We start from the raw sequence: 18,367 nt of genomic DNA on the forward strand, positions 1-18,367 counted from the left end.
TCATTGCCATTGTCAGTACAAGCGCTAGACCGATCCTGTTCTTCATCGTTTCATAACCTCCAATTGGTAAATTTTTTGGCGTTGGATTAGCTGCATCGTATACCGGATTTTACATCATTCACCCCCTGACAGAATGAGAATCTATTATAAAATATACGTTCTGGAAATGGGATCCAATAGGGGTTTACGAGCATATTGTAGGCGCTTTCAACCAGAAGTAAAGCGATGCCCGCCCGAACGGCTTTCAGTCGAGCTGCTTTCATGCCGTCCGGCGGACATCGCAAAATGGGGAATGGCTGCCGCTCTCGCGTCGTTAAGCGAGCGGGGTAAGGATGTAGGCAGCACCTGCTTCCGTATTAAATTGTACGACCGAAGGTTCAGTCTCCAGCATTTCGACGGCTCCCTCGTTTACCTGAACGGGCGCCCCCGCCCGGATGCGGCACACATTTCCGTTTGCCGATTCGATTACGGCCCGCTTCAGCTTTCCTTTGCTCCACTCCATATGAACGGTAAACCCGCCCCGCGCCCGAAGACCGCTAATCCGGCCTTCCTGCCAAGCTTCGGGCAGCGCCGGAAGCAGGCTCAGCTCGCCGGCGTGGCTTTGCAGCAGAAGCTCGGCAATACCTGCCGTCGCGCCGAAATTAGCTTCGATCGTAAGCGGGTAAAAGGTCAGCTTCGGATGACGATGCGCATTGAACAGATTAGGGAATGGATTTTTGAGCAGCTTGATCAAATAACGGTGCGCCATCCCCGGATCTTCCAATCTGGCAAACAGGCTGACCAGCCATGCAAAGCACCAGCCGATCGCGTCTTCCTTCTCGTACACCAGCCTGCGTTCAATGGATACCCGGCAAGCGGTCGCAAGCAAGGAATCGGAGCGGTTGTTAATCTGGTGTCCGGGATGCAGGGGATAGAGATGGGCCATGTGACGGTGTCCGGGCTCCGCCTCCTCAAAGTCTTCGAACCACTCCTGAAGCTGGCCGTGGCGGCCGACCGCAAGCGGCCGGAGACGGGCGCGGGCCGCCGTCAGCTCCGCTCGCAGCTCTTCATCGGTAGCGAGGATGGCGGAAGCCTCGATGCAGTGCGTAAACAGCTCCCAAATAAGCGAGTTGTCCATCGTTGAGCCCAGGCTGACCGCCGCCTTCCTGCCATCCGGTCCAATGAACGTATTTTCCGGCGACGTGGACGGATTCGTAACCAGATACCCTTCCGGATCGGCTACCAGAAAATCCAGGAAAAACAAAGCGGCATCCTTCATGACCGGATATGCCCGGTCGGCCAGAAAAGCCCTGTCGCCGCCGAAGCTGTAATGCTCCCAGAGGTGCTGGCACAGCCACGCCCCCGACAGCGGCCAGAACGCCCAGCTCGCCGGCCCCTTCGACGGGCCTCCGGAAGGGGTCGTTAAGCGCCAGAGATCGACCGAGTGATGGCTTACCCAGCCTCTGGCCTTATAATGGACGCGCGCCGTCTCCTTCCCTGCCGTACGCAAATCCTCGAGCATATCGAATAAAGGGAGATGACATTCGGCCAGGTTGCACGTCTCGGCGGGCCAATAGTTCATCTGCGTATTTATATTAACCGTATAATTGCATGCCCAAGGGGGCCTTGCCCTGTCATTCCATATTCCCTGGAGAGTAGCCGGCTGAGTGCCCGGCCTTGAACTTGCGATGAGCAAATAGCGGCCGAACTGAAAAAACAGCACGGCCAGCTGCTCGTCGGCTTCGCCGTCACGCAGCGCCTGTATCCGTTCATCCGTCGGGAGCTCCTGAAGCCCCGGCGCGTTCAGCTTCAGAGTTACTCTGCCGAACAGCTCCCGGTAATCGGCCAGATGCCGGTGCAGCAGCTCATCATACGAGTATTCGGCGGCATGCGCCACCCATTCCCGGCACAGCCGGTCGGGATCTTTGCCTTCTTTGCGCGGATCCTTGTCGTAGCCGTTGAAGCTGGATGCCGCAGCCAGAAGGAACGTCACGGCCGTCGCTCCTCTAACCCAAAGCCGGTTCCCATGCGCCTCCACACGGCCGCCTTCCGGCAGCGCTCGAAGCTGCACCTCGAAACGGATTCCTTTATCCTCCTCATAGATGACCGGATCCGCGCTCTGGTAATGAAAGGGCTCGACTTTGCTCGGGCATTGCCCGGTCAGTCTGATCGAATCGTGCGCTCCCTTGCGCGTGCTGTGATTAAGCAAGCTGTCCAGCGACGCCTGCAAAGACAGTTTGCCCGGCTGATCCGCCGTCATCCGGACGACCATCACCTGATCGACCGCGGATACGAAGGTTTCGCGGGTATACAGGACTCCGTTCATCGAGAATTGCGTACGGCTGACGGCATCGTTCAAGTCGAGCTCCCGCCGGTAATCGGACGCTTCGCCGTTCGCGTCGAGCTGTATATACAAATCTCCCATAGCTTGGTAGGAAGCCGTCCACGGGCCGAGCATATGCTCTTCGATCAATTGCTGCGCTTCCGGGTACTTTCCTTCAAAAATGAGACGGCGCGCACCTTCCAGGTATTCCGCCGCTCCATCGTTATTCGGATCGTAGGGATGTCCGGACCAAAGCGTATCCTCGTTCAGCAGGATGCGCTCGCGTCCCGCTCCGCCGAATACCATTCCGCCCAGTCTCCCGTTTCCGACGGCTAACGCTTCCACCCATTCGGAGGCCGGCCTGCGGTACCACATCTTTAAATTGTTATCGCTCATTCGCTCGGAGCCGCTCCTTTCACTTTACGAATTTATCGGACCTTCAAGAATAAAGACGCCATATGCAGGGAGCGTCGCTTCCCCGGTCAATTGCATGCCGCTGAGAAGCTCAGTAGTCGGCACCTCCCCGATTTGTACCGCTGCCGGGTGATCGTTGTGATTGAGCAGGAACGTATATCGCCGCCCCTCCTTCACCCGTGCGCTCGCTTCCACACCGGGCGGAGTTTGGGCGACCGGCTTGATATTTAACTTTTCCGACAAATATTTGGAAAAATCAACCAGGAAGTCCGCATCCGGATCGGACGAAATGTACCAGGCCTCCCCTTGGCCGAACCGGTTGCGCGTAAGAGCAGGCATGCCCGCATAGAAGTCGCCGCCATAGACGGCAACCGTTTCCGCCCCTTCCGTATGCAGACGCTCGCACAGCAAGGAGCAGGAATACGTCTCTCCCGGCGGGCCTGCGTTCTCGTTCATGACGAACGAGTTCGTCCGTCCCGGGAACAGCGGGTCGAGCTCTTCCACCCAGATGCCGAGCAGCTTCCGCAGCTCGCCGGGATAACCCCCGAGCGTCACCAGATCGGTTTCCTGCACAATGCCGCTGAAGAACGTCGTCACGAACGTGCCGCCGCCTGCCGTGTACGCCTCCAGCTTCTCGGCGAAGCCCGGTTTGACCATATACAGCACCGGAGCAATGACTAACGCATAATCGTCCAGCTTCGCGTCCGTCCCGATCAGATCTACCTGCAAGTTAAGGCTGTAGAAGGCATCATAATAACGCTGAATTTGATTTAAATATTTGAGTCGCGTCGTCGGGCCGCTGGAATGCTCGATCGCCCACCAATTGTCCCAATCGAAGACGATGGCCGCCTTCGAAGCCGTTCTTGCTCCAATCAGCTTATCCCCCAGCTCCTGAAGCTCTCGGCCAAGCTCTGCGCATTCGGAAAATACCCGCGTATGCTCATGGCCGGCATGGTCGATAACGGCCCCGTGAAACTTCTCGAAGGCGCCTGCGGAACGTCTAAGCTGGAAGAACATAACCGCCTCCGCGCCGCGCGCGACCGCCTGATAGCTCCACAGCCGCATGACGCCCGGCCGCTTCAGCGGATTGACGTCCTTCCAGTTCAATTGGCTCGGGCTTTGCTCCATCAGCAGAAACGGATCGCCGTTTTTCAGCCCGCGCATCAGATCGTGCCGCATCGCAATTTGGCTCATCGGCGTGTCGTTCGTCGGATAGCTGTCCAGCGCGACGACATCGAGCTCCTTTGCCCATTTGAAATAATCTAGCGGCTTATACGTGCCGTTGCTCTGGAAATTGGTCGTCACCACTGCGTCCGGAATGACGGATTTGATCGCGTCGCGCTCCAGCTTGTAGCACGCCAGGAAGCTGTCCGAGTTGAAGCGGTCGTAATCGATCGACATCGCCGGGAAAGCGGTCGCTTCATGGCCGAAGGCACTGAAATGCTCGCTCTGCTGGCTTGGCAGCACGATCTCCTCCCAGTCGTAAAACGTATGCCCCCAGAACGAGGTGTACCAGGCGCTGTTTAGCGCATCAAGCGTTCCGTAACGCTCCTGCAGCCAGACGCGGAACGCACGCTCGCAGTTGTCGCAATAGCACCGCCAGCCCATTTCGTTGTTGACGTGCCATAGCAGCAGAGCCGGATGGTCCTTGTACCGCTCCGCCAGCCTCCCGGCCAGCCGCTCCCCATAGAGGCGGAAGGTCGGGCTGTTCGGGCAGGAATTGTGACGCCGGCCGAATTTTTTCTTGCGGCCCTGCGAGTCTACGGTCAGCACGTCCGGATACTTGCGCGCCATCCAGGCGGGATGGGCCGCAGTGCCGGTCCCGAGGCAGGCGTGAACCCCGTTTGCGTGCAGCATATCCATGACGTCGTCCAGCCATTCGAAACGGTACGTTTCCTCGTCCGGCTGGTTCCGTGCCCAGGAGAAGACGTTAACCGTGGCGATATCGATGCCGGCGAGCTTGAACAGCCTCATATCCTCTGTCCACACGTCGCGCGGCCATTGCTCGGGGTTGTAGTCCCCGCCGTACAAAATTTTGTTTGACAAGCCTTTCATCGAACCTGCTCCTCCTTCTTCTGCTCCCACTCGATTTTTTCCGGCAAAACCGGGCTTGCGGCGATATCCCGCGGTGTTCCCGCCGCGATCGGCTTCAACCGGATCGAGAACGTAACCGGCTCCGCCGCGATCAAATACTCCGGCATCGTTGGCGCATAACCGCAGCTGTGATTGCCGAGGCCGGACTGGCGCCAGTCGACGCACACCTCGGTTTTGCCGGAGAGCTTCAAATCCGAATGGTGCCGGGCGGCGCTTAACGCTTCGGTCGAATACGGCCGCGCGCTGACTTGTCCGAGCGGGGCATCCATTCCCGTAACGAGAAGCCCGGCTCCGCCGGCATCGGTTATGCTCGCCCGGCGGACATCGGCCTTGCTCCCGTTCTCCTGCGGTTTAATGTACGGAACGAATTGTTCCAGGGCCGTTCCTTCGTATACGCCGAGCTTGCCGCTTTGTTTGCGGTCGGCGTAGCATTCGTGAGGGCCGAGGCCGAACCAGGACATATGGCCGAACCGGGAAGGCATCGCGAACCGGAGTCCGGCCCGCGGCAATGGAGGGAGCCCTTCCCTGAGCGGCCTGATTTCCGTTTCGACCGTCACATCGCCGCTTCCATAGACGGTGTACAGCTGAAGGGCTGCGAACGCCGGCCGCAGGCCGTTCACGCCCAGAACCAACTCCGTCCGTACCTGGACAGCCCGGCCTCCCGCGGCATGACGGGCCTCCATGCTCCTGACATGAGCCTCCAGCTCATGATAACCGGCCTCCCGCCACTTCTTCGCCAGATGGACGTCATTGTCGACCGGCGCCCTCCAAAGCTGGATCCGCGGTCCGGACTCCAGCAGGCTTTGGCCGTCATGCTCCCACCGGTCCATCGCGCCGCTCAGCCTGTCGAACGTAATGGAGAACCCTGCTCCGGTCACCTTGATGGAGCGGCCGGCATCCTCCAGAGCGACTTCGTTCATCGTCTCCTCCGGTGCGGGCTGCAAGGCAGCTCCTGCCGCTTCCGGGTACGTAAGGGGAATGTCCGCCCAGGCGACCTCATGCCCGGCGGACGCCCAGCCTGTCTCCTCGCGAAGCGAGAAGCTCAGGTGAAGCCAATATTCCCCGCCGCCCTGCTGCTCCGGCTCCTTCCGGTAAGGAACGGTAATGTACGCTTCTTCACCCGCAGCAATCGCAAGGGGCGGCAGCATTCCTTCCTCGGCCGCTTTGCCGTCCCGGTAAACGATCCAACGGACAGCCAAATGCTCCAGCGTCAGAAAATCATACCGGTTGCGGACCCTGAGCTGGCGGTCCGTACCGGCCGGGAGCACTTGAACCGGCTCGATCGCCTTCTTGAACTCCAGCAGCGCCGGCTTGACGGTCCGGTCCGGAAAGAGCAGACCGTCGATGCAGAAATGGCCGCTGTTCGGGCTGTCGCCGAAATCTCCGCCGTAAGCGTATTGAAAACCTCCGTCCGGCTTCCACCGGAGCAAGGACAAGTCCGCCCATTCCCAGATCAAGCCTCCGCAAAGGCGCGGATAGCGGAATACCGTATCCCAATATTCCTTCTGGTTGCCGAGCGCGTTGCCCATCGCATGCCCGAATTCGACCATCAGATATGGCCGGTCCTCGTCCGTTTTCTCGCCTTCCGCGATCAGCATATCCACCGAAGGATACATGCTGCTGACAATATCGACGACAGGCGCGTCGTAAGCCCTTTCGTAATGGACAGGACGCGTCGGATCGTTCTCCCGTACCCAGTCCGCCATGGCGTCGTGGTTCGGCCCGTATCCCGATTCGTTGCCAAGCGACCATACGATGACGGACGGATGGTTTTTGTCCCGCTCGACAACCCGTACGATCCGGTCCATAAACGCTTCCTTCCAGGCTGGATCGTTCGCCAGCGTGCTCTCGAAGGCCGTTTTCTCGTCGGGATTGTCGATCCAGCGGCTGATTTCCCCGAGAAAGACGCAGCCGTGCGTCTCCAAATCCGCTTCGTCGACGACGAACAGACCGAAGCGGTCGCACAGGTCGAGCCAGCGCTCGTCGTTCGGATAATGCGAGCAGCGTACCGTATTGATGTTGTGGCGCTTCATCAGCTCGATATCCTCGAGCATCGCTTCCATCGTCGTGACGTGGCCGAGCTCGGGATCAAATTCGTTCCGGTTCACTCCGCGGATGATGACCGGCTTGCCGTTAACGAGCAGCCGGCCTCCCTGAATCCGGATATCCCGGAAGCCGACAGCGTAACGATAGACCTCCTCCGATTGCCCCGCCCCGCCGGATATAGTGACCAGTAGTGTGTAAAGATTTGGCTCCTCCGCCGACCAAAGCAGCGGAGCGATCACGGGCAGCTCGATCCGAAGGTCTGCTTCCTGCGAGCTCCCGGTCAAGAGGGGAACGCCATTTTCGCTGGCTGCAATCTTCGATCCGCCGGCATCCAGCAGCTCCGCACGGATCCGATACCCCTCGCCGGTGCTGCCGGACGACGCCGCAAAGCTTAGTTCGAGCTCGAGCGCTCCGCTGTCGTACGACTCGGATAACCGGGTCCGGATGCGGGTGTCCTGCAGGCGGACGGCGGAAGGGAACGATAGCAGGTACACTTCCCGGAAAATGCCGCTAAGCCGCCATTTGTCCTGATCCTCCAGATAGCTGCCGGTCGACCATTGATAAACGCGGACGGCAAGCTTGTTAACCCCCGGCCGGACCAGGTCCGTTACCTTGAACGTCATCCGGTTGTGGCTGCCTTGGCCGAAGCCGGCCTCCTCGCCGTTGATCCAGACGTGAAAGGCCGAGTCTACGCCCTCAAAAACAAGAAAAACGTCGCCGTCCGCCCGATGCTCCGGCAGATCGAACGAGCGCATGTAAGAGCCTGTCGGGTTCAGCTTCGGAATATGCGGCGGATCGACCGGGAACGGATATTTGCTGCTGCTGTACAAAGGCGTTCCGTAGCCCAGCAGCTGCCAGTTCGACGGAACCGGAATCCGGTCCCAATCCTCGCCTGCATACGATTCTTCATAAAAAAGCTCCGGCGCATCATAGGGACTGGGGGCATAATGAAACTTCCATTCGCCGTTTAACGACTGGACGTACGAGGAGGCGTATTTATCGCACTCGGCCGCGGCCGCGAGCGCCGTCTCCCTGTCTTGAAAAGGAATGCCGCGCGCCTCTGCCGGCTCGGCGTGAATCTGCAGGATGTCCGGGTTCTCATAATCCGGCGATTTCCGATTGAATCGCAATCTCATAGGTTTACTGCTCCTTTCCGGCTTAAGCGTTCAAAATATCGCGGCGGCCCTGAACCGGCCGAAAGCGCCGGCCCAAGGCCGTCAGCCGCACGCTTCAGTAAGCGGCGGTAAAGTAATAAGAGCCCGGACCCGTGCGGTATACCGCATAGCCGTTCTCGTACCCGAGACGTTCGGCGTCCGGTCCGCTCATGCGCACCTCTGCGTCCGGCGCGGCAGGAACGCAGATGCGGCCTTCGCAGTTTGCGGGAATGTCGGCTTTTATCGAAACGGTGCGCGCCGGACCGAGCTCCCATCGCACGCCCGCCCTGCCGGGACGCAGCTGCTGCCACGCTTCCGCCCAGGCGACGTCCGGGACGATTGCCGGCTTCACCGTGACAAGGAAGCGTCCGGTATCGGGCCGGTAACGGTAATCCAGACCGGCCAGGCCGCTGTACAGCCATTCCTCGAGATGGCCGAGCATCAAATGGTTTTGCGATTTTCCTACGCTCGGTCCGTCCCACGCTTCGGTCAGCGCCGTTGCGCCGTGCACGATCTGGTAGCCGTAGCCGGGCGTATCCGTGTTCCGCGTCATTCGGAAAATAACATCCGAACGTCCGCCGCGGGCGAGCGCCAGCAGCACATACCGGTGGCCGACGTCGCCCGAGGTCGTCCGCCATCCCCGCTCCGCGATGTTCCGGACGAGTCGGTCCAGCAGCTCGCCGCGCCGTTCCTCCGGGGCAAGGCCGATCGCAAGCGGCATGGCGATGGCCGCGTCGCTTCCTTCGGCGTACTGCGCGGCGGAAGAATCGTAGAACGCTGCGTTAAACGCTTTTTTAATGTTTTCGACTAGCTGCTCATAGGCGGAAGCGTCCTTCTCCTTGCCCAAGACGAGCGCAATTTGCCGCATTGCGCGGGCCAGCCCGAAGAAGATGGCCGTCTCCGCGAGCTCGACGGGCGTATTTTGCGAAAAACCGGGCCCTTTCGGTCCGATGTCGTACCAGTCGCCGAGTCCGTTCCGGAGGATGAGCCCGTCCGCAGCTTCGGTCAAATACTCGATGTAGCGGCGCATCCCGTCGTAATGTTTGGCGAGCGGGCCTTTGCTTCCATACCGCTGCAGCATTTCCCAGGCGGCCAGAACATAAGAGCCTCCCCAGGCGGCCGCATCGCGGAACATATGCCAAGGCTCCTCAAACACGACGTATTCCGGCGCCGTTGTCGGCACCATGCCGTTCGGAAGCTGGGCGTCGGCCATATCCTGCATGATTTTGCCCATAAGCGCTTCAATATCGTAATTAAACATGACGGATGGACCCATCAGATGAAGCTGCTCCAGCCACCCCAGCTTCTCGCGGTGCGGGCAGTCCGTGAAGATGCTCTTCATGTTGCTGACAATCGCCCAATCGATCAGCTCGTGAATCCGGTTCAGCATCGAATCCGAGCACCGGAAGCCGCCGCTTAAGGGAAGGTCCGGTGCGATCAATTGGCCTTCAAGCGCATGGAGCACCGGAAGCTCCGCTTCCCCGCCGCTTTCCGCTCCGAAGGGAACCGCGCCTTCGACCTGCACGTAGCGGAAGCCGTAGTACGTAAACCTCGGCTGCCATTCCTCGACGCGTCCGCCCTTTAAGACATAGTTCAGCTCGTATGGCGAGCCCGAATATTTCTGATTGGCCAAGCCCTCTTCCGTCAGCAGCTCCGCAGGCTTCAGCTTGACCCGCGCTCCCCGCGGCCCGCTGACGCGGATAGAGGGCCAGCCCGAAAAGTTTTGGCCAAGATCGTATACGTAAACGCCTTTGCGGGGCTCCGTTACGCCGGACGCCGAAAACCGCTTCGTTACCGCAAGCGGAGGCGCCGATTGCGCCGACAGCTTGCCCGCAGGCGGCTGCAGCACGCAGGCCGGCCTCCAGTCTTCATGCTCCTCGAAGCCCGGCTCGTCCCAGCCCTCCTGCTCCAGCCGGGCATCGTAATCCTCCCCGCCGTAGATGCAGGAGAAGGTGAGGGGGCTTTCGCACATCGACCAAGACGAATTGGTGTCGATCGTTTCCGTAATGCCGTCAGCATATTCGATGATCAGCGCGGCCAGACATTTCGGCTCGCCGTAGCTGTCTTTGAACTTTGTATAACGTCCGCCGGGCACATGGTAAAAGCCGCTGCCGAGAATAACGCCGGCCGCGTTTTCCCCCTGCCGGACGATGGAAGTCAAATCATAGACCGAGTACAGCACGGTTTTATCGTATTCCGTCCAGCCCGGCTCAAGTTCCCGCCCGCCAACCTTCGCTCCGTTCAAACGCAGCTCGTAATGGCCGAGTCCGGAAATGTATGCTCGCGCACGGGCAACCGGGCCCTTTACATGGAAGGAGCGGCGGAGCTGAACGAGCGGCTTTCCGCCGGACGTTCCAGCGGCGCCGATCCAGCGTGCCGGCCGCCATTGCTCTTCGTCCAGCATGCCCGTCTCCCACCACGCCGTGCCGCTTGTCGAAGGCTGCCCTTGCCCGTCCCAAACCGTCACGCGCCAGTAATACCGCTGCCTCGGCAGCAGTGCGGCTCCTTCGTAAAGGATGGACGTGTGCGCGCCGATTCTCACCATTCCGCTGTCCCAGACATCCGGCTTATCCGCCTTCAGCCGTTCCTCATCGGTTGCAACGGCAATCCGGTAGGCGCTTTGGCCCCCTCCGGCCGCGTCCGGCTTGCCGAACGACCAGCCGAGCAGCGGTCTGCCGACGTCGAGGCCGAGCGGATTTTGTATTCCCTCCGTACGTAATGCCGAAATTTCGATCGCAGCCAATGCCACCATGCTCCATGCTCCTCCTTATGACCGCCCGGAAGCGGCCGCTTCATTGCTTCAAACGCCGGTCAGGCCCGCCGGCAAGAAGCCGGGCCCGGTCAAAGCTTTCGCGAGGCCGCGACGGCTATCGTCCGGTATTCGGGGAAAAAATTGCAGGTTCTATCGCCTTCCTGCGGCTTTCTGCATGCCGTATAAAAGTGATATAAAACGCCGTCATGAGCGATAACGGAAGGTTTATGAGCATAGCTTTCGTCAAGCTCGCCCGGATCGCCGACCGCAATGATCGGCTCGGGATGCTTCGTCCAATTCAGGAGATCGTCGGAATAGGCGATTCCCTCCTGCGCCTTCTTGTAATCGAAGCCGAAGTAGAACATGGCCCAGCGGTCTCCGTCCCGGAGCACGCAAGGGTCACTGACGAAGCCGCTGTCCCAGGCTTCCGGCGTGACGCGGATGACCGGATTGTCCTTATGCCTCGTCCAGCGGATCAAATCCTGCGAAGTTGCAAGTCCGGTCTGCTCGATCCAGCGGCCGCGGTTTTTGTTTTTGGCGTTATAGAACAGATAGAAGGTTCCTTCGTGCTCCAGCAGGCACTCCTTATAGAGCCCCCCTCGCTCCCACTCTTCCCCTTCCTCAGGCGTCAGAATCGGCTCCGGCAGGCGGTGCCATTCGAGCAGGTTTTCGTCTTCCGTCCACGCAAGACCGATTTTGGCGGAGCCTTCCTCGTAGCCGTCCCCCGGATAGGAATGATAAGCAAGCCAATACTTGCCGTTCCATTTCTTCAACGTGCCGGGACCGTACATATCGTTATCCCGCAGCAGCCAGGTTCCCGCCACGTTTCTCGAATCCCAGTCCGAGCCTTCGTTACGGCGCAATATCGTCGACAGAGGCTCAAAGTTCAGCAGGTCGTCGCTGACCGCAAGCGCCGTCTGATAGCCGGCCCCGTCGAAGCCGACGTACATCATATAGAAGCGGCCGCGGTGACGGAACACGAATGGGCAATCAACCGCATGATAATCGAAGGCGCCTTTCTCGCCGGAGCCGACAAGGACGGGCTTGCCCCATTTATAAGGCGTTAACCAGTTATCGATATTCATTTGCTGCTCTCCCCCGGTTTTGTAATCGATGCGCGCACGGGACCGTATAAGCCGCCTGTCGGAAAAGAAGCCTGCCATTCCGGACGGTGCGTCCTGTCCCAATAAGTGACGGCCGGATTCGCGCCGACGAGGCTCGTCGGACGTCCGTGCTCGTAGTGCGTGCCAAGCGTATTCGTGACGCGGATGCGCAGCTTGTGCGAGCCGGCAGGCATCGTCCCGATCGCGTAGCGATAAGGCCTCCACACACGGATACCGGCCGGCGCTCCGTCTACCCAGACCTCGGCCGTTCCCCGGACATGGCCCAGATCAAGCGTAACTGCGCTTTCCTCCGCCAGTTCCAGCCTGGTTTCGTATTCCACGGCTCCGCTGTGATGCGGCAAATGCAGCGCCGTTCGCCAGTCGCCCAGCTGCCCGCGGTGGGGAACGATCTCGAACCGCACCGGAGCGCTCAAGACCGCGGCTTCCGTATAGGCGCCGTCGGGTTCGATCCGTACGGCGGCTATCGTGCCCGCATCCTGCGGAGCGAATTCGGAGCCGCCGCCCGCAAACGGCACCTCTTGTCCTCCGATCCACAGCCGTACCTTGCCCTTAGTCTCCAGACGCAGCCGATGCGCGCCTGCCGGCAGAGGGAACCTCAGCCAGACCGGCCGTCCGATCGCGTCAATGTCAAGGACAAACGGGACGGGCGGCACTTGAGGCGCCGAGCCGGGCATGAGCCACCCCACATCCGGAAGCGGATGAGGACGATCGTTGATCCAGAGCGATTCCGTCTCGGCAAACTGCAGCACTCCCGCGTGAAGCGCCAGCGAAGGCTGCCCCTGTTCATCCAGCCAGTCCGGACCGGTGCAGAACGGAATCGCCGTTCCGTCCAGCAGCTCGATTCGTCCGTCCGCGAACACCTCGCCTTTGCCTTCGGGCAGCAGGAACCTGATTTCGTTCCGGCCTTCGCGCCAATAGGCGGTAATATCGACCTCTTCCTGGCCCTGGCGAATGTACGGATTAAAATCCCCGTGCTCGGTGACGGAGACGCCGTTCACCTGCAGCACCGCCCTTCCCTTTGCGGCGAAAACAAGGCGAATGCGCTTCACCGGACGGTCCTCCGGAGCTGCCAGCAGCTTGCTCAAGCTTGATTCGGAATTCGGCTGCCCGGCATAAATCCATTTCGGCAGCGGCTCCGCAGCCGATTCGTTGATCTCGATTCCGGCCCTCTGCATGCCGTCCTTTCTGGATTCCGCGCGAAGCACGACCTTATTCTGACCTTCGGCGAGCCAAACCGAAGCGGTCTTCTCTTCGGGACCGCCGCTGAATTCGACGGGTTTTCCGTTCACCCAGCCGATCAGCTCGGCATTGCTTTCCGTCCTGATCCAGTACTGCCCCTCCTTCGGGGCAACGGCGTTTGTGACGGCCCATACATGCTCGCCCTTCGCCGCTTCGCCCAGATGCAAAAACCTGCGCGGCACGCGGCCCATCCGGCCGGCCCAGGACCGGAACGCCAAATCTCCGAACACCGTGCTGTAGACGAGAGGTTTCGCTTTGCCCGCATCGAACGCCTCCCCCTTATGAACATGCCAATAGGCGGATTCGCTCCACAGCCGCTCTTCCCAGTCCGCTTCCGGCATCTCCGGCTTATGCCAGCCTTCCGCTATCCCGTCTTCGCCTGACCGCTCCGTACGGACCTGCATGATGCGCCGCTCGGGCGGCATTATGCCCCGCTGGTCGTTATGCAGGTCGAAATCGCCGTACCGGTTGTCCAGCGTCGCTTCGACCCGTACGCGCCAATCGTCCAGCGTCCGGATCTCTCCGCCGCCTGCCGTCCATTCGCCCGGATCGGCGGGAAAGCGCTCTCTTCCCGCGGCCGGGATAGCCGGACTTGGTGCGTACGCATCCAATTCGTTCGCACAGACGATCAGCGCGGCCGGCCAATGGTCGAAGACCGCCTCCACGCGAATCCATTCGCCTTCGCGCGTGTAAGCAACGGGCTCGGTCCGGCCGCTTACCGGATCCCACAGCTCCGGAACGCCTGCCGTCCGCAGCCGGTAAACGGCAGCCGGAAGCGGCTTGGCGGACTCTCCTGCAGGCTCGTGCATCCGAAGCAGAGCGCCGTTCTCCGGCAGCAGGAGGAAGATATCCGCCTCGTCCGTACGCCGGTGAAGCGATTGGCCGGGACCTTCGACCCTTTTGTCCAGCTTCTCCTCGATGAGGGCGGCCGCTTCCTCCGCGGTACTGACAAACACGACGCCCGGAAGCATGCTGCGTTCATCCTCCGGCACATCCACCCCGACGACCAGCCCGCCCTGCTTCGCCATGGCTTGCACCTTCGCAAGCGCAGGGGCATTCAATACGGCGGTTCCGCAAAGCACCAGCACCTGGAACCGCTCGCCCGCAATTTCGAGCTTCCCGTCACGCACTCCGCTTCTTTCCAGCGCGGAATCGTCCACGACGTCGAAGTCGAGCCCCCGGCAGCGCAGCGTGCCCTCATACGTTTCGGTATCCTTTCGGTGAGTGGTTCCCGCTACATTCCAGTACGCCTTCCGCAGCTGCGTAATCCGCTCGTTCGGATCCCGGTTCGAAGCTCCCATCGGATGCTCGCGCGGCTTCACATCGTCAAGCGACAAATAACCTACCGCTGCGTATGACGGATAATGAACGGCGATATCGGCCACATGGGTCCCTTCGCTCAGCAGGCGGCAAACCCGGCTGACCGTATCCGCGAACACGCCGTAATGCTCAAAGTACGGCTGGCGCCAGCCCGTATCCGGTGGCGCCCATTCCCACCAGCCGCCGCGGGTGGAATAATAAACGGCATGCGGGCTGAACAGCGTTACGCCCGTCTGCAGCCACGGCACGAGCCAATGCATCGTCTCCTCGATCGTTCCTCCCCAGCCGCTGGAATGGAAGGCTTCCAGCCATACGCGGGATCCGCCGTTCAGATGGACGATAGAGGAATGGGCTTTCAAATCGCCGTCCATATCCGCGCCGGGCGAATTGTACCAGCGATGCGTCCGAAAATAGTCGAGATACAGCCGCTGCGCGCCGTGAACGTCGACTCTGCGCGCCGGACCGGCTTGATCGCAGCCGATTAGCATGCCGTATTTCCGGTGCCAATCCCCAAGCGGAATGAAAAAAGCGCGTTCGGCAAGCTCCGCCGCGATCGCATAGACGCGGCGCCGAACGTCTGCCGCGCCGGGAATATCGTCGAACATCGCTGGAAGCGCATCCAACAAATTGCCGCCGTAACGTTCGCTGTAAATGAGCGGAACATCGGGCGACCAGAGAGGCAGCGGCGGAAGCTCGTCCTGAAAGCTGCCCGCGATCGTCCGTCCCAGGTCGTCCGGAAAGCGTCTTTCGAGCTCGCCGTGCACCCGGTCCAAAATGGCGGCCGACGCCCGCGGATCCAGCCAGTTAAAGCCTTGGCGGACGGCGGCATATCGATATTCCTCCGTCTCCAGCAAGAGCTGCGAGCCGGAAGGCAATTGTTCCGATAAAAGGTATCTGCGCAGCTGATATCCGGCATGTTCCGGATTTTCAGCCACAAGTCGCGCGAGCTCGTTGGCGCCGGAGAACCCGATTTGATCGTAAAACCACAGCCTCATCCCCAGCCGCTCGGCTTCCCTGAGCGCAACCTCGAACAGCGTCCACCATTCCTCGCTCATGAAGACGGGACGGTCGCCGCAGGAGCCGTATTGCGGTCCGGTCGGGGCCAGATGGATAATGCCGATATTGCGGAGGCCGCCCTCCCGGAATTTCCGAAGCTGCCAGCGTATTCTTTCTTCCGTCACTTCCTCGCCGCTCCACCACCAGAACGGCACCGGTCCGTAATGCGGATCCGGCTCGGCAAAACGACCGCGCAATTGCGCCAGGCCCGTAACCATGCTTGTCCTCTCCCCTCGTTGCCATCTCTCGTTTTTGGCAAACGAATCCGGCTTTGCTTCCTTCTTCCGGAAGCTTGTTTGACAACCACTTTACACGGTTTCGGAGGTGCGTTTATAGGCTAATGCAATCATTTTTATAGGGCTGTCTGTCAGCAGGCGCACAAAAAAACACGACCGCCCGGCAAGCTTCATCCATAAGGCTTGTCAATCGGTCGTGCAAGGGCGGGAAGTCTGCCATATGTCAGCAGGCCGCTCGTCCATTCGTTATTTTGTTAGGCTTTATACTGGCGCAGTCCGTTCAAATAAATTTGCATGACGATTTCCATGCTTTCGTCGACGGCGTGAGGCAGGCCGAATCCTCCCTGGCTCTCGATATGGGCGAAGCCGTGCAAATAGCTCCGGAGTCCTCTGACGACATGAATCGCCTGTTCCTCATCCAAGTTATAATAGCGAAGCGTCCGAACAAGCAGATCGACCAGCGCGCTCGCCGCTTCCGCGTATTCCGTATGCTCCGCGCAAGGCGCACGCAGCGTCAGCGCGTACAGCCCCGGATGCGATCTCGCAAATGAGAGGTAAGCCGCGGCGACGGCGTGCATCGCTTCGTCCCCGGTTTTGCCGTCTAACGCCGCCGAGATCGCTTCGTTCAGCTTCTTCAAGCCGTGAACGGCAAGCCGGACGCGAAGCTCGGGCAGGCCGTTTACGTGATTATATAAGGAAGGGGAACGGACGCCGAGCTTCTGGGCAAGCGAAGCGAGCGTCACTTCCTCGAAGCCGGATGCATCGGCGATTTCGGCGGCCGCTTCCACGATGGCCGGCAAATCCAGTCCTTTTCTCGGAGACATGAGCGCTGCACCTCCTTTCTTATTTGGCTTTGGCCAGCGCCCTTTCCGCATTCGCGATCGCCTCGTCAAGGAGACGCTGCGGATGGGCCGCCATCTCGCCATGGCCTGTCGCCAGAAGCGACGCCTTTAGAGCGGATAGCTTCCGGGCCGTGTCGATGCTCGTCTGCTTATGCCAGGTCGCCATCGCCGGAAACGGGAACAGCAGCTTCATCTGGCCGGCTACGGCGACCCCGCCCCTCGTCTGGAAGGCATCGCCGGCAATTAGCGCATCGCTCCGCGTATCGATAAAAGCCATCGAGCCCGGCGTATGCCCGGGAGCCGGAACAGCAAGCAAGGAGCCGATCCGCTCGCCTCCCTGCAGCAGCTCGTCGGGCTTCGACGCCATGGCGCCCGGCTTCGGCACGCCGCCGCGGATCGGAGCATCCGGCTCCCCCGCGGCCAGTGAGACGTCGCCGGCGAGCAGCCTTGCCTCGCGGCCGGATATGAACAGGCGCGCTTCCGGCAGCAGCGCCTTCAAGCCGTCGACCGCGCCGATATGGTCGGCATGGGCATGCGTCAGCACGATGCGCGCAATCGGCTTCCCGATCTGCTCGGCAGCCTGCAAAATCGCTTTGGCGTTGTTAGGCATAGCGGCGTCTACCAGCGTCAAGCTGTCCTTCTCCTCGACCAGATAACAATTAACGGGAAACAGCTTCGGCAAATAAGTCAGCTGGACGATCGTTTTCTCGCGGACAAATCTCATTAAAATCGGCCCCCTCTTAAAAACTAATGACATTAGTTTTATGATAAACTAATGGTATTAGTTTTTGCAAGCCTATTTTCCGTTCCGGGAGGCGGGGCCGGCATTCCCCCTATGGCTCCAGCTTTCGCAAAAAGGCTTCAATCTCGGCTTTGGCCGGTATGGACGCCTGGGCTCCCGCTTTAGTCACCGCGAGCGCTGCGGCGGCCGCGGCAAATTCGAGCGCCTCCCGCAGTCCGAGACCGCTTGCCTCCGCCGCTGCATAGGCGCCGAAAAACGTATCGCCGGCAGCCGTCGTATCGACCGGCTTTACCTTGAACGCAGGGACCCGGAACGCACGGCCGTTCGAGGTTCGGCAGAAGCAGCCTTGCTCGCCTAATGTCACGATGACGGTATTCGTCCCTTTGGCGATAATCCGCTCTGCGGCGGCCTGCGCGGATTCGATATCGTTCACCGCCGTTCCGGAGACGGCGGCCGCTTCGGTCTCATTCAGGATTAGCGTGTCGATCCGGGAGAGGAGCTCGTCCGGCAGCTCCCTGGCCGGGGCGGGATTAAAAAATACGCGCGCACCGCCGGCGCTCGCGCTGCGGATGACCGAGCATGTCGTGTCCCACGGGATTTCGTTCTGAAGCAGCACCGCATGCAGGCCGGACCAGTCGGGTATCGCGGCCGCCGCGTCGCCGGCCGTAAGCAGGCCGTTCGCTCCCGGCGACAGCACGATCGTATTTTCGCCTTCGCCGTTAACCGTAATAATTGCGAAACCGGAGCTGCCTTCCTTCCGTAATATTAAATTTGTGGAGATCCCATCCTCTTCCAGCCCTCGCACCAGCTTGTCGCCGAACGGATCTGTCCCCACCGCACCGACCATCGCGCATCCGGCGCCTGCGCGCGCGGCCGCAACGGCCTGATTGGCCCCTTTTCCCCCGGGGAAAAATAACGCCTCGCCGCTGTGAATCGTTTCACCCGGCAGCGGAAACCGGTCGACATTGCTCACAATATCCATATTGATGCTTCCGACGACGAGCAGCTTTTTCATCATAAGCACATTCCTTTCTTCCATTGGCTGG

At 60.4% G+C, this 18,367-nt stretch carries 9 protein-coding genes; all 9 read right to left on the bottom strand.

Annotated elements, in window-relative coordinates:
* Positions 1-313: 313 nt before the first annotated feature.
* The 9 genes from KP806_RS11315 to rbsK all read right to left on the bottom strand — a co-directional run bounded on the left by KP806_RS11315 (position 314) and on the right by rbsK (position 18,360).
* On the bottom strand, positions 314-2,698 hold the full coding sequence (locus tag KP806_RS11315; RefSeq protein WP_224723707.1) for a glycoside hydrolase family 95 protein: 2,385 nt from the start codon (positions 2,696-2,698) through the stop codon (positions 314-316).
* A gap of 24 nt (positions 2,699-2,722) precedes the next feature.
* Positions 2,723-4,771 carry a beta-galactosidase gene (locus tag KP806_RS11320; protein WP_224723708.1) on the bottom strand — a complete coding sequence of 683 codons (2,049 nt, stop codon included), beginning with the start codon at positions 4,769-4,771 and terminating at the stop codon, positions 2,723-2,725.
* On the bottom strand, positions 4,768-7,992 hold the full coding sequence (locus KP806_RS11325) for a glycoside hydrolase family 2 TIM barrel-domain containing protein (RefSeq protein ID WP_224723709.1): 3,225 nt from the start codon (positions 7,990-7,992) through the stop codon (positions 4,768-4,770). Before KP806_RS11325 ends, KP806_RS11320 begins: the two co-directional genes overlap by 4 nt.
* 94 nt (positions 7,993-8,086) lie before the next feature.
* Positions 8,087-10,762, bottom strand: coding sequence for a family 78 glycoside hydrolase catalytic domain (locus tag KP806_RS11330; protein ID WP_224723710.1), 2,676 nt, complete (start codon positions 10,760-10,762; stop codon positions 8,087-8,089).
* Positions 10,763-10,851: 89 nt separating this feature from the next.
* Positions 10,852-11,847 carry a glycoside hydrolase family protein gene (locus tag KP806_RS11335; protein ID WP_224723711.1) on the bottom strand — a complete coding sequence of 332 codons (996 nt, stop codon included), beginning with the start codon at positions 11,845-11,847 and terminating at the stop codon, positions 10,852-10,854.
* On the bottom strand, positions 11,844-15,719 hold the full coding sequence (locus KP806_RS11340; protein WP_224723712.1) for a glycosyl hydrolase family 2 protein: 3,876 nt from the start codon (positions 15,717-15,719) through the stop codon (positions 11,844-11,846). Before KP806_RS11340 ends, KP806_RS11335 begins: the two co-directional genes overlap by 4 nt.
* Before the next feature lie 272 nt (positions 15,720-15,991).
* Positions 15,992-16,561, bottom strand: coding sequence for a TetR-like C-terminal domain-containing protein (locus KP806_RS11345; RefSeq protein ID WP_224723713.1), 570 nt, complete (start codon positions 16,559-16,561; stop codon positions 15,992-15,994).
* A gap of 19 nt (positions 16,562-16,580) precedes the next feature.
* Positions 16,581-17,303 (bottom strand): MBL fold metallo-hydrolase, encoded by a 723-nt coding sequence (locus KP806_RS11350; RefSeq protein WP_224723714.1) that lies wholly within the window; start codon positions 17,301-17,303, stop codon positions 16,581-16,583.
* A 109-nt stretch (positions 17,304-17,412) separates the two neighbouring features.
* The gene (gene rbsK / locus KP806_RS11355) at positions 17,413-18,360 is read right to left on the bottom strand and encodes a ribokinase (RefSeq protein ID WP_318153574.1); all 948 of its coding nucleotides are present in this window, start codon (positions 18,358-18,360) and stop codon (positions 17,413-17,415) included.
* Positions 18,361-18,367 lie beyond the last annotated feature (7 nt).

Origin of the sequence: Paenibacillus vietnamensis (assembly GCF_020169515.1) — a bacterium.
Classification (GTDB): domain Bacteria; phylum Bacillota; class Bacilli; order Paenibacillales; family Paenibacillaceae; genus Pristimantibacillus; species Pristimantibacillus vietnamensis.

Coding starts and splice junctions, on each gene's coding strand:
- KP806_RS11315 (WP_224723707.1), bottom strand. CDS start 2,698: ATGAGCGATAACAATTTAAAGATGTGGTACCGCAGGCCGGCCTCCGAA.
- KP806_RS11320 (WP_224723708.1), bottom strand. CDS start 4,771: ATGAAAGGCTTGTCAAACAAAATTTTGTACGGCGGGGACTACAACCCC.
- KP806_RS11325 (WP_224723709.1), bottom strand. CDS start 7,992: ATGAGATTGCGATTCAATCGGAAATCGCCGGATTATGAGAACCCGGAC.
- KP806_RS11330 (WP_224723710.1), bottom strand. CDS start 10,762: ATGGTGGCATTGGCTGCGATCGAAATTTCGGCATTACGTACGGAGGGA.
- KP806_RS11335 (WP_224723711.1), bottom strand. CDS start 11,847: ATGAATATCGATAACTGGTTAACGCCTTATAAATGGGGCAAGCCCGTC.
- KP806_RS11340 (WP_224723712.1), bottom strand. CDS start 15,719: ATGGTTACGGGCCTGGCGCAATTGCGCGGTCGTTTTGCCGAGCCGGAT.
- KP806_RS11345 (WP_224723713.1), bottom strand. CDS start 16,561: ATGTCTCCGAGAAAAGGACTGGATTTGCCGGCCATCGTGGAAGCGGCC.
- KP806_RS11350 (WP_224723714.1), bottom strand. CDS start 17,303: ATGAGATTTGTCCGCGAGAAAACGATCGTCCAGCTGACTTATTTGCCG.
- rbsK (WP_318153574.1), bottom strand. CDS start 18,360: ATGGAAGAAAGGAATGTGCTTATGATGAAAAAGCTGCTCGTCGTCGGA.